Here is a 15,148-nt window from a genome sequence, read left to right on the forward strand (position 1 = left end):
ATGCAAACTACGTCATTTTATATAAACAAAAGCTTGTCGGACCTGAAGCTGGTAGAAACAGCTTTATCTTTTAAGTCTTTTACCGACCATCTGCAACAACGTTTGCTGGAAGAGCATACGGTAAAAGGGAGGTTCTACCGCTTTGTGCTCGATCACTTTGAGGAGTACATGCAGGCAGGGCATGCGCCCGAGGCCAATCAAATTAAACGGGATGAGTATGCGCTTGAACTGATTTACAGCGCCCTTTCGCCAGCCTTGCTAAGCGAAAAAGATTACCTGTGGGCGTTGAGCACACCGGTGCCCAACAAAATATTGTACAGTACCGATGCTTTTTATGAATTTGTAAACGATCAGGCGAACGACAATGTAAAGCCATCCATCATCAGCAATAAAGATGCTTTCTATCAGCAGCAGCTCGAATACATATACAGGCTGATTTTAAAAAGGCTGTATGATTTTACATCGGTACTAAGCAACCATGTTTACTACTCTTACGCTAATGCGCATACCGGCCTGAGCCGTTATTACCGCATACACATCGATACCAGCTTTGTAGAAATCAAAGTAAAAGGCGATTTGCCCGAGCTTGATTTTGAAACCATAGAGAATTACCTGCATGAGGAAGGCGGCGTAGATATTTTAATGGATATATTACCGCTTAGCCTTTTCCGCTTTGAGGGTTTCTCTGTAATTACCATGGAAGATGTTACCCTTCGCCGGTCTATCGACAACATCCGCGAAGCTATAAACAACGTGGTTGACAATGAGGAGGAACTGTATAAACAGGTAATTTACTCACTCAAAACCCTTACCGAAGACGATAACGTTAATTTTGGCTTACTACCGTTCCTGAAACTAAACGGCGGGCCGGTATTCGATTATGCTTCGGGATCACAAAGTATCCTTATTAAAACTGCCCAGCAATATGGACTGGCCGAAGAAATGTTTTGTGCTTTGGTTGACCGCTATGAGTCCGACCCGAGAGCTGTTTTTTTCAGCTCCATATCTGAGGCTAAGCAGCAGAAGTACTTTTTCCTGAAAACGCTTAAGCAGGCTGGCATAAAATCGTACGCGGTGATACCCGTTTTCTATCACCGCCATATAGCTGGGGTAATGGAATTGTACTCTGAGAAAGAGCTGGTTTTTTACGAGAATTTGCTTTCGCGACTGGAGTTTGCGCTGCCGCTCATCGCACAGCTGCTGCAAAACAGTGTGGAGCACTTCAATGACAGGATAGATGCGGTTATTAAGGATAAGTTCACTTCCCTGCAGCCTTCTGTGCAATGGAAGTTTAATGAGGTGGCCTGGAAATGGTTACGCATCCCTAAAAACAAGAACAACCAGGTTAAAATTGGTAACATAGTTTTTAGTGATGTTTATCCGCTTTATGGTGCCATAGATATTCGTAACTCAACCATTGAACGCAACTTGGCCTTGCAGCAAGATATGAGGCGTGTGCTAAACCTATTGCTTAAATCACTACGTTTACTTAACGAGCATTACCCGGATGCCAAGTGGAAAGGCCTGATCGAGGAATCGAGTAAATGGCTGGAAGTGGCCGGTGGTTTCATCAACACCAGTGATGAAATACAAATTGAGCAGTTTTTGGAAAGCGACGCCGGTTTGCACCTGATGCACATCAAGCAACAGTACCCGGATGCTGCTGATATGGTGGATCCATACCTGGATATTATAGGACGGGATTGTGAAGGGCCTGCCTTTACGCATCGTAACCGGCTTGAAATGGCCATGCAAATGATTAACGGCGCGGTAAACAACTATTTTGAACAGGCCGAAAAGCATTTGCAGGCACTATATCCCTGCTATTTTGAAAAGATACGTACCGATGGTGTAGAGTATGATATTTACCTGGGGCAATCCATAGCGCCCAAAGTTACATTTCAGCCGGGGTACCTGAAACAGATGCGTATCTGGCAACTAACATCAATGGTTGAAGTGGCCCGGATAACGCACCGGCTGCTGGAAAATATGCCGGCCTCCCTGCAAACCACGCAAATGATATTTATACACAGTATGCCTATTGATATCAGCTTCCGGAATGATGAGCGCAGGTTTGATGTGGAGGGCTCGTATAATATCCGGTACGAGGTAATTAAAAAACGGATTGATAAAGTGCAGCTGGCTAACAGCACTGAGCGCCTTACGCAGCCCGGTAAAATAGCCCTGGTGTATTTTACAGATGGCGAAGCTGACGAGCAGGTAACTTATATTAAGCAACTGCAACAGCAAAATATGCTGTTACCCGAAATTGAGTATCTGGAGTTGGAAGAGTTACAGGGTGTTGCCGGCTTAAAAGCCCTGCGTGTTAGTGTAAACTTTGAAGAGTAGAACTATAGCCTGTTATAAAAGTAAAACGGCCGGTTATTCATTAATCGGCCGTTTTGCTTTTATATTTAGTTTGATACGAGGGTATCTGTTTTTGATAATGCTATGGGGTTGTACATCGGCGTTTCGTTTTGTTTGGCCAGTGCAGCCTCACGACGGTAACGGTTGCGGTACATCAATTTTTGCATTTTAAACGTCAGGTAAGATGATCCTGCACCAACAATAATTCCGCCTAATACATCGCTCGGATAGTGAGCGCCACGATACATGCGTGAGTAAGCGGTAGCAGTGGCAAATGTAAAGGCAGGTGCTATTACATACCATTTAGGTACAGATAAACTTAACGAAGTTGCGATGTTAAATACGGTAGATGTATGCCCTGATGGGAAGGAGTAACCCCCTGCCGGTTTACCTTGCGGCGTAATTTCATTAGCCCAGGTAACATAAGGCCGCTGGCGCTGAAGCGCATCCTTCATACCATAAGTAATTAATGTATTACCAATTAAAGCAGCACCGGCCGTAAGCGCATTGTGTTTTAAGTTCTGATTATGTGTTAAAGCGCCAACTGCGAACATAGTAAATGGGGTTGCTGCCGAAATAACAACCGCATTGTTTGATAACATTCGCCATCCTCTGCTTTCGCCGCCGCCATTAGGGTTTAATTTGTTCAACAAATTTACATCCCAGTTTTGAGAGTGTACAATTGATGCCTGCAGTAATAGAGTTAATACAATTAGTTTAAACTTCATTTATATAAGTAGAATTGGTTACTAAGTTTTACAGTTTCCTCAAAAACAGTACTTATGATAAAATAATCAGGGGTTGAACGGCTAATTGGTTACTTATACGCCGGTATTAAATAAAGGTTCAAGAAGTTAAATCAAATGATGATTGTTTGACAAAGTGGTGTATTTAATATATTTTTAATAATCTGCAATCACAAAATGATACGTTGCGTGTTGTAGTTGGCAGCACGCTGTGCATTAGATATTGATTTCTATAACGATAAATTCCGGTAGTTATTGTTCCGTAATATGGTAATATATAAACCAAAGGCAAAATATTTTTCCTCTTTCTTTGTATCCTTCCTCGCCATAGTGCATATGGCATCAGCGCAAACAGCCGGTAAAACTGGTGAGGTAACCAAAGCTATTGAGCCTGGTTATAACAACGTAAGTCAGGCCCACCGCGTATTGTTTGGGGAAAACTACCGCAAACTTTGGGCGCTTCCCGTCAATATGCGGGTTATGCATCTGGGTAACGAAAAGGGCGGGCTTACTGTACTCGAAAAAGGCGGTGGTCTGCAAACCCGCTCCCTGCGGTTAAAAGACAAGCAGGGGCATGAATGGGTATTGCGCTCGGTACAGAAGTATCCTGAGCGGGCCTTGCCGGCCAACTTGCGGCCTACCATTGCCAAAGCCATATTACAGGATCAGATATCAACGTCAAATCCCTTTGCTGCTTTAACCGTACCTACACTGGCCGATGCCCTTGGCATTCCGCACGCTAACCCCGAGATTGTGTATGTGGGAGACGACCCGGGACTGGGCGAGTTTCGGAACGATTATAAAAATGCCGTTTATTTATTTGAAGAACGCGAACCTTTAGAATCAGAAGATACCGACAATACCAAAAAGGTACAGGGAAAGTTGCGGGGTGATAATGATGTAAGTGTTGACCAGAAAATGGTGCTGCGTGCACGCCTGCTGGATATGATCATCGGCGATTGGGACCGGCACGACGATCAGTGGCGGTGGGACAAGGATAAGACCAAGAAAAAGACGGTTTATACTCCCATCCCGCGCGACCGCGACCAGGTGTACTATAAAACATCAGGCGTACTGCCCTGGATTGTGGCGCATCAGTGGTTAAAAACCAAGTTTCAGCCTTACCGTGAAGAGATACGCGACATTAATACCTGGAACTTCAATGCCCGCTATTTTGACCGTTACTTCCTCACTGATCTGGACGAAAAGGACTGGCAGGAGCAGATTGCCTATGTGCAAACGCATTTAACGGACGACGTGATTGATAAGGCACTGCATAAAATGCCGTCTAACGCGTATGCACTGGTAGGTGACGAAACCATGCGCATCATGAAAGCGCGACGTGCTGCTATGAGTAAACAGGCTATAGAGTACTTCCATTTCCTGTCGGGCGTAGTAGATGTGCCGGCCACTGCCAAGCGCGAGCATGTGAGTATAGAGCAGAAAGAAAACGGCAAGGTAGAGGTAACCATCAATAAAGTAAAGAAGGACAGTACCGAGGCACACAAAATCTATCACCGTACTTTTGACCCGGCTTATACCCATGAGGTTCGCATTTACGGCTTTGGCGGCAACGATGCTTTTGATGTAACCGGACAAGGCAAATCGCCCATTAAAGTGCGCATGGTAGGCGGATCTGATGTGGATACCTTCCGGGTTGCCGATGAGGTAAATAATAAAGGTAAGCTGTATGTTTATGATCGGTCGGATCAGGATAATGTGTACCCGCAACGGTCAAAAGCGCGCATCCGTACGGCTGCGGATACGTCGGTTAATTACTTCGACCGTAAAAACTTCCTTTATAACCGCTTTGAGCCAATCATTTATGCCCGTTATAATAATGACTACGGCGTTATACTGACAGGTGGGGTGGTTTATACCAAGCAAGGCTTCCGCAAAGATCCGTATGAGTGGCGGCAGGAATTGCTGGTTAGTTATGCCTTTCACCGCCAATCGTTCCGTATCAATTACAGAGGCGATTTTATTAAGCTGATTGGTAATAATGATTTGAATATTCGCGTTACCTCACGCGGGCCACATAACATCAGCAACTTCTTTGGTATTGGTAACGAAACCAGCTACCGGGACGAAAATGATAACATCCGCTTTTTCAGGAACCGATATGACCATGTGTACGGTGATGCGCGCCTAAGCCATAAGTATGGCGATTGGCGTTTAAGCGGCGGTGTTACTGGTCAGTTTTACTACAGCAGTGCCGAAGATAATGTGAACCGCTTTCTGGGTACTTTCTCAGCACAGCGGCCCGATCAAAATGTATTCTCAAGCAAAAGCTATGCTGGGTTGATTGCAGGTGCCGAATTGGATACCCGTAACAATGGTTTAATGCCCAACAAGGGTGTTTACTGGAATACCACATTGAACGGTGTACAGCAAATTAACCAGGACCATAGCCGGTATGCACAGTTATCATCCGAATTCAGCTTTTATGTAAATCCGGATAAGGATTCCATATTGGTTTTTGCTGCACGGATAGGAGGGGGAACCACCTTTGGCAGCGCCGAATATTTTCAGCAAATGAAATTAGGAGGTTCAGATAACCTGCGCGGTTATCGTACCTGGCGCTTTACCGGCAAAAGCATGGTATATAATAACCTGGAAATGCGCCTCAAGCTGTTTGATTTTAACGCTTACGTTTTTCCCGGAAGTTTAGGCATGACCGTATTTAATGATGTTGGCCGTGTGTGGACGCCCGGCGAATCGTCAGCGCGCTGGCATGATGGCTATGGCGGTGGCTTGTACCTGGTGCCGGCAGACCTGTTCCTGATTCAGGGAACCTTCGCAAAATCGAGCGAAGGGCATATGGTGTACGTAAATTTGGGATATCGTTTTTAGCAGATACGGCTAAAAATGTGCGGAGCAGATTAACAATTGCTGTGCCGGAGCATCAGGCTTTTAAACGGGTCTGTTAGCTACTGGCCAGCAAGCACTGGTTGATAGTATCTATAAACTCGTTCAAATCAAATGGTTTGGCAATAACGGCATCACAGCCAAAGCTGTACAAATCAACATCTCTTTGCAAGTAAGCTGAAAAAATAATAACCGGCGTTTGGTGCATTAATGGATGCGATTTGATGGTACGGCAAATATCGCCGCCATTGGCATCCATCAGTTTATAGTCAAGGATAATCAGATCTGGCTGATAAGCTTCGGCAATAGCAATAATATTGGTGCTATCTGAGGTGCTTTTCACCTCAAACTTTTCATAACTCAAAATTTCATGAACTATTTCGAGTATGTCCATGTTATCATCTAAAACCAAAATCCTCTTCAGCATGGGTCTTTTTAATTTTTTAACAGCAGCTAAGCTGGTAACAGTAAACTAATTATAGTATAAAGTTGAAGGTACTCAGCTAAATTGTAAGCAAACCGTTAATATAGCCGAACAAATATAGTAATTATACAATCAAATAAAATTGTATTGTCCTAAATGTTACGCAGTATCAACAAATTGCTGTACTGTATTTAGTACTGCTGCAAAATAAAGAGGAGGTGTTAGCGAAGAATGTTAAACGGCTTCAATGCTGCCACAATAGTTGGCTTGGGTACATTTTTCGGCCAGCGTTTCAATTTTTGATAACAGTTCGTCCATATCAAACGGCTTGGCAATAAAACCATCAGCGCCGGCATCCAAGGCCGATTGCTTAATGTCTTTGCTTGCAGATATCATCAGTACAGGGATACTTCGCGTATCGTCATTAGCTTTTAGCGCCTTACAAATATCCCTTCCGTCGCATCCCGACATCCAGATATCCAATAAAAACAGATCGGGATAATTGCCTTTCAATGCTAAAACATCAGTTCCGTTATAGGTTGAACTAACATCGTATCCATAAAAGTCAAGCATCATCTCTATAGCATCCACGATACCCGGATCGTCGTCTGCTATCATTATTCGCTTCGGCATGTCGTAAATAGGTATCTGCAAATTAAGTAAATGTAAATTAAGCGCACAAAAAAAATTAAACTTTTAGTTATGATTTATTCAGCACGCTTTAGTAACCAATTGTTTTTCAAATTTGTAACTGTTTATCTATTTCACCACAGGTAATGCAAAGCAGAAAGTTGATCCTTCGCCTTCAATGGAATTTACCCATATGCGCCCGCCTTCGCGCTTTATAATTTCAGATGAAATGTACAAACCTAAGCCCAGCCCCGGAAAGGTGTGCTGCTTATCGCCGCTTACCCGATAAAACTGTTCAAATACCCGGTCCTTTTTATCTGCACTTATGCCTATGCCAAAATCTTCCACACAAAGCAATACCTCATTATCTTTAATGCCCGAGGTGATGATGATCTTATTGGCGCCGGGCGAGTATTTGATGGCATTGGTAATCAGGTTGGTTATTACCTGGCTTATGCGGTCTTTATCCGCGTATACCGAACCTGCAGTGTCTAATTGCAGTGTCAGTTCATGCCGGTCTGTGGTACGCTGTAAATCTTCAACCAGTTCTGCAACAAGCTGATTAAAGTCAAAGTAATCGTCATTGAACTGCAAACGGCCCGATTGAATTTTAGTCACGTCGAGTAAATCACCGATCAAGTTGGTCAGGCGGTCAATCTGGTTGTTCATTTTGCTTAGCATAGCCGTTTTCCGGGCATCGCCTTCTTTCCTGAACATGGCTTCCAGTACCTGCGTATAGGCTTTGATGCTGGTTACCGGCGTTTTAAGTTCGTGGCTTGCAATGCCAATAAACTCGTCTTTTTGCTGCTGCAATTGTTTTTGTTCGGTAATATCAACACAGGCGCCAATATAGCCGGTAAACGTACCGTCTTCTCGGTACTGCGGATTACCGGTGCAAACTACCCAGCGGTTACTGCCAGATGTATGCTTAATACGGAACTGGCTTTCGTGAAAACGCCGTTCGGTAAAATCGCTCATGAATCTTTTACGGGTCTGTTCAACATCATCACTGGTTACAGATTCAAGCCAACCGGTTCCCAGATGCTGCGCCATGTCGCGGCCGGTCCAATCAACCCATATCTGGTTTACATAATTGATGCTGCCTTGTTGGTCTGCCATCCAAAGGGCCGCAGGGGAGGCCGTGGTAATGCCACGAAACAGTGCTTCGCTATCGCGCAATGCTTTCTGTGAAGCTATCTCGGGTCCCAGATCTCTGATCACTACCGAAAACCCTGTCATCTCGCCGGTAATGGCATCATTAATTCGTGTAGCGTGTACAAACGCATATATTTCGGCTCCGGTATTAAGATTCCGGTAGCGCTGATGGCCCTCGTAATGGCCGTGTTGAACAATTGTTTCAAACGCAGCTGTACCCTGTTGTCTATCCTCCTCGAAATAATAGTCGCCTGCATTGAGTAGCACGTTAGGCTGTTGCGGATAACCGATCATTTCCTTGCCTTTCTGATTGAGGTAGGTAATATCTCCCTCCATGTTGATGATGGCTATGCAATCAAAACTGTTTTCAACAATCGAAATAAGCTTTTGCTGCTCTTCTTTTGCCTTCATCTCGGGGCGTAAATCGCGCACTACGCTTGCGCGGCCAAGGGGTTGCCCGGTTGTAGTATCTTTAAACAACAATGTTGTAACATACACCGGTATGCGCTCGCCGGTTGCATGGTTACGGTAATTGATGTAGCCACTCCAGCGGCCCTTTTTAAGCAGTATAGGGTTTATCTCTTCCTGTATCCGGTGTGCTTCTTCGGGCATTACATACTCCGTGTTTTGCAGCAAGGCAGCTTCCATACTACTGAAACCCATCATTTGCTGCCCGCTTTTATTTAGGTAGGTAAGCTTACCACTCCAATCAGACAGGGCTATAAAGTCATTACTGTTATCAATGAGCCACAAGAGCTTTTGCTGTTCTTCTTTAGCTTCAGCCTCGGCAGTTATATCATAGGCTATACCTAAAAGTAAGATGGCCTTTTTATTCTCATCGAATATGTAAGTGCCTACAGTGCGGGCCCAGTGCACGGTACCATCATCCCAAATAAAGCGTGCTTCATAACGGAGCTTACCTGTTTTAGCGGCCGTTTCGTAAGCCTGATGGCGCGTCATGCGGTCTTCTGGATGTATACGGCCGATAAAATCTTTACGGGTATAATCAGTTCGTTCCATACCGGTGAATGTTTTGGCAAACAGCGGCGTGTAAGTCATGGCATCGCTTACAAGGTCGATGATAAAAGTACCCGCACCGACGGCTTCAACAGCCAGTTGCGTCATCTGCTCGGCCGATTGTACTTTCACATCCGCTTGTACGGCGTTGGTAATATCCTGCGCAATACCAGAAAACCGGTACGGCTCGTTATTTTCATTAAAATATACTTTACCTGTGCAGTGCAACCAGCGCAGTTTCTGATCATCAGCGCCAACGGTTCTGAATTTAATATCATATACCCCGCCCGATTGGGGCGTGAGGGCTAGGTGCACGGCAATATCTACCTGACGGCGGTCTTCGGGATGGATGTGTTTTAATACCTCCTCATACGGTACCACATCACTTTGCGAAAAGCCGTAAAATTGTTTGGTGAGTTGATCCCAGGTTACTTTATTATTGGGTATATCTAAATCCCAGGTGCCTACATTGGCAGCATTCAGCGCATAGGCCAAACGTTCTTCAGCTTCATCGGCCCGGCGGCGGGCCATTACCAGATCGGTTACATTGGTGGCGGTATTTAAAATGCCCCAAACTTTGCCATCTTTATTTTTAAGCGGTTTGTAGGTGAAATTGTAATAAAACTCTTGTAGCTGACCATCAACTTCCAGTTTTACCAGGTCCTCGCGTGCTTCATAGGCTACACCTGTGGTATAAACATCATGTAGCAACTGGTGAAAGGGTTGACCTTCCAGCTCGGGCAAAGCTTCACGAATTGTTTTACCCAGTACTGATTCATCCTTACCCCAGGTGTTTTGTATCATGGCCTTGTTGGCCAAATGTATACGCATTTCGAGGCCAACGTAAAGGCCGGTTGGGGTAGGAGATTCCTGAATCAGTGCGTGAAGCACATCTGCATCTGTTGCTGAAAAATGTTCCATGAAGGCTGCAAGCGTATCGGTTAGTATATTTAAGTCAAGTCAGTTTTCGGGGCAAATAGCCTGCCCATAAAAGCGACTTTGTAACAGGCAAGATACATTTAAAATGCCTTTTGGTTTGGATGTATTGACAATTGGTGTTGATTGTCAGAACAAGGAGAACTGCTGCTGTAAACCGTCATCCGTTACAGAAGATAGTTCGATACTGCGCGGTTCCTGATCGCTGATCTGGTAAACCGGTGTTTCTTCATACCTGGAGGCTACAATGATTTGCGTGCCGCCCGCATGAGCATTAAACAGGTTGCGTGCCAGGTCGGGGCAGTTATTGTCTTTGGAGAGGTGTGACAATAGCAGGTGGCTCATAAATAACGGCTTGTGCGTTTTAAATAGTTCCAGTGCCTGCCGGTTGCTCAGGTGCCCGTGCCCGCCGCTTATACGCTTTTTAAGATGATAAGGATAGCGGCCCTGCGCCAGCATCTGCTCATCATAATTAGCCTCAAGAAAAGCTGCATGGCATTTTTTAAAATGCTGAATGAGGTGATCGCAAGGTGCGCCGATGTCGGTAAAAACCCCTATGTTAATTTCTTTACAGGATACTACAAAGCTGTGTGGCTCCGCCGCATCATGAAATTTAGGAAAAGCAATTACCGCTAATTCGCCTATATGTACAGCCTCGTATCCTTGCAGCGGGCGTACCAAATGGGCTTCTAATTGCAAGCCACAGTAACGGTGCGTTGCCGGGGTAATGTAAACCGGTAGCTGATACTTTTTGGATAATACGGCAATGCCACGTATATGGTCAGAATGTTCGTGCGATACAAATATGGCTCTTACTTTGCGGATGTTGAGCCCAAGGCGCAGCATCCGCTTTTCAACCTCGCGGCAGGAAATACCCACATCAACCAACACAGCATCGTGCTGATTGCCTACGTAGTAGCAATTTCCATTGCTGCCGGAATTGAGTGAGGTAATATATAAAGCCATAGCGGAATACAAAGAAACCGGTTTTTGACGATATAATTAATAATAAATTAAATTTATTTCAACACCGACTACTCTACCGTAATGCTTTCGCCGATATCATCCACAATATGAAACAGGATGCCTTTTTTGTCGAAATGCTGCTTATAATTCTGATAGCGCTGGTTTACAAAAAATGGTTTGGCAAAGCCATCGTGTACGGGCAGTATGCGTTTGGGTTGCAACTGATCGGCAAAGGCGGCTACTTTTATCTCGGTAGTAAAAGGTGCCATTACGGGCAGCAGTACCAGTTCAATACCTTTGTGCTGCAATAGCTTGTCCTCAAACGAATCTACCGGGTGCAGTACCTTGCCGTTAACAATAAAAGCTGTCATTTGCGGCGTAGGGTTGTCCAACAAAGGTTCGTGTACTACTTCAAAAACTTCCAGTTCAAAAGGGCCAATACGGTTAAGGCCGTTTTGCAATAGCTGATAGGATAAACCTTCCGCTGCTAATAACCCGCCAACCTCGGCATTAGTGTAAACGGTAGCTTCGCTTAGCGAGGTAATGCTTTTCAGTACATTGATATCCAAATGATCGGGATGTTTATGCGTAACAATGATGGCATTTACATTAGCAAATTGCTGCTCGTGTACCAGGTCTTCGGTAAAGGAAAATAGGCCCGGATCAACCAGCAGTTGGTAGTCGTCTTGTTCAAACAATAAACATGAGTGCAGATATTTGGAAATTCTCATAGGTGTTAAAGTTTATGATTTTAACCCTGCCTTGCTAAAAAGGTTTTAAGTAAGATGACAAGATGGTGGTGAGGACAGAGCGTAAACAAACCATCGCGATACCTGTTAACCATTTACTATGAACAGAGCCGACCAGCAATTCAACGAAGAGTTTAAACCTGTGGCACCGCCCGAGTCTTACCAACCGGATGCCAGTGTGCAGGATAAAGTTTTATATGCATTATCGCAGATAAGTGAGGGCAATGCAGCCGATGTTGCCGCCAAGCTTACCGAATACGATACCGAAACAGCCCCCCAGGAACTGCACCGCCAGGCCGAACAGGTACTGACGGGCCTGTATGAAAAAGGTCTGATTAAAGGCCATGAGCAGGATAGCGAAATTTCCTTTAACCTCAGCAAAATTACCACGCCCAATACCGGCGGTACCGACCCTGATTTGCTGTAAAAGTTTATTGCTTTTGCAGGCACCAGGTGGTCATGCAGCGTAGGTTTTGCACGTTGGTGGTTTTGATGGGCTCGTGCAGGTAAGCGTTGCGCTTTTGGGTGTGATGGAACAAAGCTTGCTCATTCACTAAATAACGTTCGGAACCATCCGGCAATAGAAAACGGTTATTACCTAATGGCTTAACCAGCGATTCAATACCAATATCGGAAGCCAGGCGGGCAAAAAAGTATCCGCCTGGTTTTAGCACCCGCCACATTTCATCCAGCATAGCTTCAAAGTGCTGCTCGTTATGTGCAAAATGCAGCACAGCACTGCTGATGACCAGATCAAAGCTATCATCCTCAAAAGGCATGTCTTCTGCCGGTGCTACCTGGAAGTTGTTGGCCGTACTATCTTTTCCTAAAATAGCTGCCAGCTCTCTTACTGCTGTTATAGCCTTCGGGTTAGGGTCAATTCCATGCACATCAAACCCGTTTTGCAGAAAGTAGACCAAGTTACGCCCGCCGCCGCAGCCGGCATCAAGCACTTTGTGGCAGTGGCTGTATGTGCCTTTCAGTAACTGATCGAACAGGTAGATATCTATGTTTCCGAAAGCCTGGTGCAGCTGGTTTTGCATGGTATGTATAGTTTAGGGCGAAGATAGGATCCTTATTGACTTCGAAGATGCAGAACTTTACGTTAGCCATCCCCAAATGTTAAATGTATGAAAAAGTAGGAGGTGGGTGTTATGCACCGTTGCTTTATGCCGTAAAACAGGTATGAAGCATTTACAACTACTTATCTTATTCATTGCCGGCGCGGTAGCCCTGCAAAGCTGCAAAAAGAGTGCTGACAGCAGCACCGACAATTCTGCACCTGCCACATCAGCAATGTTCCAAGCTACCATTAACGGTACGGTATGGAAGCCCGATACCACGGCCGCAACCATCACCTTTAATGCCGCTGCCAAAACCAAAGTGCTTACCCTTACCGGCACCAAGGCACAAAAGCGTGTAACGGTTGCCATAACGCTTACCAACGCAACTAACGACAATAGCTTTACCACCGGCACCTACAATGTAAACGCAACTACCAACGTAAACATGGCATACTACACCCAGCAAAAAGATGCTACCGGTAACTACGTATTTGTGCAACATGGCACCGTTGAAGCCGGTAGTGGTACGCTTACCCTATCATCCATTGATATTGCTGCCAAAACCATCACCGGCTCGTTCAGCTTTACATCAACCAAAAAAACATTAGCCAATAACGGCGATGTGATTTCTATTGACGTAGCCAACATTACGGCAGGGCAGTTTAACGCCATGCCATATACTTACACCAGCAATTAATTACTGGCTGTTGAGAAGCGGCGCAATCAGTCCGGCGTGATTGTTACGGGCTACGTTTACCTCTTTGCTAACGCGGTACATTTCCATCTCATCGTCGGGGTAGGGGGTAAGCAGTTGGGTAAGATCTTTCATGGGTATATCATTGGCCAGCCACAGGCTTTCATATTCTTTGCTTAATATCACGGGCATGCGGTTGTGCAGCTGGCCAACTGTTTTGTTGGATGCGGTGGTAATGATGGTAAAGCTTGGGTAGCCCTCGCCCGTCTTTTTATCCTTCCAATAACTGTACAGCCCGGCAAAGGCAAACACGGGCTGGTTGAGCAGGGTAAAGCGGTGCGGCAGTTTTTCGTTGCCTGCTTTCTCCCACTCATAAAACCCATCGGCCAGCACCAGGCAGCGGCGGTTCTTTTCCATCAGGGGTTTGAATGATGGCAGCTCCAGCAGCGTTTCGGCACGGGCGTTGAACATTTTGAGCCCGATTTTGGTGTCCTGCGCCCAAAACGGCACCAGGCCGAAATGGTACTGCTGTACCTCGTCTGGTCGACCGGATGTAATGACGGCCGAATTCATGGTGGGGGCCGTGTTGTACGACGGCGCAAACGGGTCGATCACCTTGGCGGTGTATTCCGTTTCGATGATCTGGGTATCTTTGCTGAGCGAATAGCGTGCACACATAACTTCTTTATTTAATAACCCTACAAACGCCGGGTTGTTGGCATCAGGGTTGGGGCGTGGCGTTAACAAGTGCCTTACCGGTTGGGCACAAATCCAGCAGCACGCAGTTGCGGCAGTTGGGTTTAAAGTGGAAACAAACCTTTTGCCCGTGGCGCATCATCACCTGGTGGTGGTCATACACCTGCTGGGCGGTAAACTCGGGCGGCAGCAAATCTTCGAGTGCTTTGTGGGCTTTGGCTTCGCCTATTTTGGCATTGATGATGCCGAGGCGGGTAGCCACCCTGAAATGGTGCGAATCAACCGGCAAGGCCTTGCCCCGCATATTGCTGAATGATATCACGGCCGCACTGGTTTTGGGCCCTACGCCCGGCAGCTCTTCCAGCCACAGGCGCGCTTCGGCTACGTTCATGCCGGTCAGGAAATCGAGCGAGAGGGTGCCGCAGCGCTCGGTGAGGAGGCGCAGTACGTGCTGCAGGCGCGGGGCCTTTTGCTCGGGCCAGGTACAAGGTGATATGGCGGCCTGCACCTCGGCCACGGGCGCATCCCGAACGGCCTCCCAAGTGCCGAACACCTCGCGCAGGTTGCGGAACGCCTGGCCCGAGTTGCGGTTGGTGGTACGGTGCGACAGCAGTGCCGATACCAGCTCGCTCAACGGATCCAGGTCATGGAAATAGCGTATATCCCGGCCGTACACCTCGCTGAGGCGGTGATGCACTTCGAGCACAAAGGCGGCTTTATCTTCTGTAATGGCTAACATAGGTTTCTGTATCGGTTAACCGTTAGGGTGCCCAATTGTTGTGCCGATTGCATTTCCACACTGTTCCGGGTGTTCCACTTTTGAGAGTGGTACAAAG

The 15,148-nt window shown here is 46.1% G+C and carries 13 protein-coding genes; 4 read left to right on the top strand and 9 right to left on the bottom strand.

The features are described from left to right. Window positions 1–2,349 carry a hypothetical protein gene (locus KHS38_RS09480; protein WP_213488325.1) on the top strand — a complete coding sequence of 783 codons (2,349 nt, stop codon included), beginning with the start codon at window positions 1–3 and terminating at the stop codon, window positions 2,347–2,349. A 65-nt stretch (window positions 2,350–2,414) separates the two neighbouring features. Here KHS38_RS09480 and KHS38_RS09485 read toward each other — a convergent pair whose 3' ends face one another. Beyond that, complete coding sequence (locus KHS38_RS09485; protein ID WP_213488326.1) at window positions 2,415–3,095, bottom strand: phosphatase PAP2 family protein; 681 nt, start codon at window positions 3,093–3,095, stop codon at window positions 2,415–2,417. 354 nt (window positions 3,096–3,449) lie between these two features. On the opposite strand from KHS38_RS09485, the gene KHS38_RS09490 reads away from it, so the two are divergent. Next, entirely contained in the window at window positions 3,450–5,966 is a 2,517-nt protein-coding gene (locus tag KHS38_RS09490) for a BamA/TamA family outer membrane protein (protein WP_249665350.1), read from the top strand. A gap of 73 nt (window positions 5,967–6,039) precedes the next feature. Here KHS38_RS09490 and KHS38_RS09495 read toward each other — a convergent pair whose 3' ends face one another. The 5 genes from KHS38_RS09495 to KHS38_RS09515 form a co-directional block, all read right to left on the bottom strand. Next, window positions 6,040–6,408: a response regulator transcription factor gene (locus KHS38_RS09495; protein WP_213488328.1), complete on the bottom strand. Its 369-nt coding sequence runs from the start codon at window positions 6,406–6,408 to the stop codon at window positions 6,040–6,042. A 231-nt stretch (window positions 6,409–6,639) separates the two neighbouring features. Next, window positions 6,640–7,038 (bottom strand): response regulator, encoded by a 399-nt coding sequence (locus KHS38_RS09500; RefSeq protein WP_213488329.1) that lies wholly within the window; start codon window positions 7,036–7,038, stop codon window positions 6,640–6,642. Between the two features lie 126 nt (window positions 7,039–7,164). Beyond that, complete coding sequence (locus tag KHS38_RS09505) at window positions 7,165–10,128, bottom strand: PAS domain S-box protein (RefSeq protein WP_213488330.1); 2,964 nt, start codon at window positions 10,126–10,128, stop codon at window positions 7,165–7,167. 144 nt (window positions 10,129–10,272) lie between these two features. Continuing rightward, complete coding sequence (locus tag KHS38_RS09510) at window positions 10,273–11,109, bottom strand: MBL fold metallo-hydrolase (protein WP_213488331.1); 837 nt, start codon at window positions 11,107–11,109, stop codon at window positions 10,273–10,275. Between the two features lie 68 nt (window positions 11,110–11,177). After that, the gene (locus KHS38_RS09515) at window positions 11,178–11,840 is read right to left on the bottom strand and encodes an MBL fold metallo-hydrolase (protein ID WP_213488332.1); all 663 of its coding nucleotides are present in this window, start codon (window positions 11,838–11,840) and stop codon (window positions 11,178–11,180) included. A 118-nt stretch (window positions 11,841–11,958) separates the two neighbouring features. Between KHS38_RS09515 and KHS38_RS09520 the strand changes: the two genes are divergently transcribed. Next, complete coding sequence (locus tag KHS38_RS09520; RefSeq protein WP_213488333.1) at window positions 11,959–12,285, top strand: hypothetical protein; 327 nt, start codon at window positions 11,959–11,961, stop codon at window positions 12,283–12,285. 4 nt (window positions 12,286–12,289) lie between these two features. Here KHS38_RS09520 and KHS38_RS09525 read toward each other — a convergent pair whose 3' ends face one another. Beyond that, window positions 12,290–12,901, bottom strand: a complete 612-nt coding sequence (locus KHS38_RS09525; protein WP_213488334.1) for a class I SAM-dependent methyltransferase — start codon at window positions 12,899–12,901, stop codon at window positions 12,290–12,292. A 142-nt stretch (window positions 12,902–13,043) separates the two neighbouring features. Here KHS38_RS09525 and KHS38_RS09530 point away from each other — a divergent pair, with 142 nt between their 5' ends. After that, on the top strand, window positions 13,044–13,619 hold the full coding sequence (locus KHS38_RS09530) for a DUF6252 domain-containing protein (protein WP_213488335.1): 576 nt from the start codon (window positions 13,044–13,046) through the stop codon (window positions 13,617–13,619). On the opposite strand, the gene KHS38_RS09535 is transcribed toward KHS38_RS09530, so the two are convergent. Together KHS38_RS09535 and KHS38_RS09540 are read right to left on the bottom strand one after the other, a co-directional pair. Then, a complete protein-coding gene (locus tag KHS38_RS09535; RefSeq protein WP_213488336.1) occupies window positions 13,620–14,363 on the bottom strand; it encodes an SOS response-associated peptidase in 744 nt (247 codons plus the stop codon). Then, the gene (locus tag KHS38_RS09540) at window positions 14,338–15,051 is read right to left on the bottom strand and encodes an endonuclease III domain-containing protein (protein ID WP_213488337.1); all 714 of its coding nucleotides are present in this window, start codon (window positions 15,049–15,051) and stop codon (window positions 14,338–14,340) included. The genes KHS38_RS09535 and KHS38_RS09540 overlap by 26 nt, the downstream gene beginning before the upstream one ends. Window positions 15,052–15,148 lie beyond the last annotated feature (97 nt).

The sequence above is a fragment of the Mucilaginibacter sp. Bleaf8 genome (genome assembly GCF_018390515.1).
GTDB lineage: Bacteria > Bacteroidota > Bacteroidia > Sphingobacteriales > Sphingobacteriaceae > Mucilaginibacter.

Excerpts from the sequence above, each read along its gene's own strand:
- KHS38_RS09495 (WP_213488328.1), bottom strand. The coding sequence starts at position 6,408 with ATGCTGAAGAGGATTTTGGTTTTAGATGATAACATGGACATACTCGAA.
- KHS38_RS09540 (WP_213488337.1), bottom strand. The coding sequence starts at position 15,051 with ATGTTAGCCATTACAGAAGATAAAGCCGCCTTTGTGCTCGAAGTGCAT.
- KHS38_RS09530 (WP_213488335.1), top strand. The coding sequence starts at position 13,044 with ATGAAGCATTTACAACTACTTATCTTATTCATTGCCGGCGCGGTAGCC.
- KHS38_RS09480 (WP_213488325.1), top strand. The coding sequence starts at position 1 with ATGCAAACTACGTCATTTTATATAAACAAAAGCTTGTCGGACCTGAAG.
- KHS38_RS09500 (WP_213488329.1), bottom strand. The coding sequence starts at position 7,038 with ATGCCGAAGCGAATAATGATAGCAGACGACGATCCGGGTATCGTGGAT.
- KHS38_RS09510 (WP_213488331.1), bottom strand. The coding sequence starts at position 11,109 with ATGGCTTTATATATTACCTCACTCAATTCCGGCAGCAATGGAAATTGC.
- KHS38_RS09485 (WP_213488326.1), bottom strand. The coding sequence starts at position 3,095 with ATGAAGTTTAAACTAATTGTATTAACTCTATTACTGCAGGCATCAATT.
- KHS38_RS09505 (WP_213488330.1), bottom strand. The coding sequence starts at position 10,128 with ATGGAACATTTTTCAGCAACAGATGCAGATGTGCTTCACGCACTGATT.
- KHS38_RS09515 (WP_213488332.1), bottom strand. The coding sequence starts at position 11,840 with ATGAGAATTTCCAAATATCTGCACTCATGTTTATTGTTTGAACAAGAC.
- KHS38_RS09490 (WP_249665350.1), top strand. The coding sequence starts at position 3,450 with ATGGCATCAGCGCAAACAGCCGGTAAAACTGGTGAGGTAACCAAAGCT.
- KHS38_RS09520 (WP_213488333.1), top strand. The coding sequence starts at position 11,959 with ATGAACAGAGCCGACCAGCAATTCAACGAAGAGTTTAAACCTGTGGCA.
- KHS38_RS09525 (WP_213488334.1), bottom strand. The coding sequence starts at position 12,901 with ATGCAAAACCAGCTGCACCAGGCTTTCGGAAACATAGATATCTACCTG.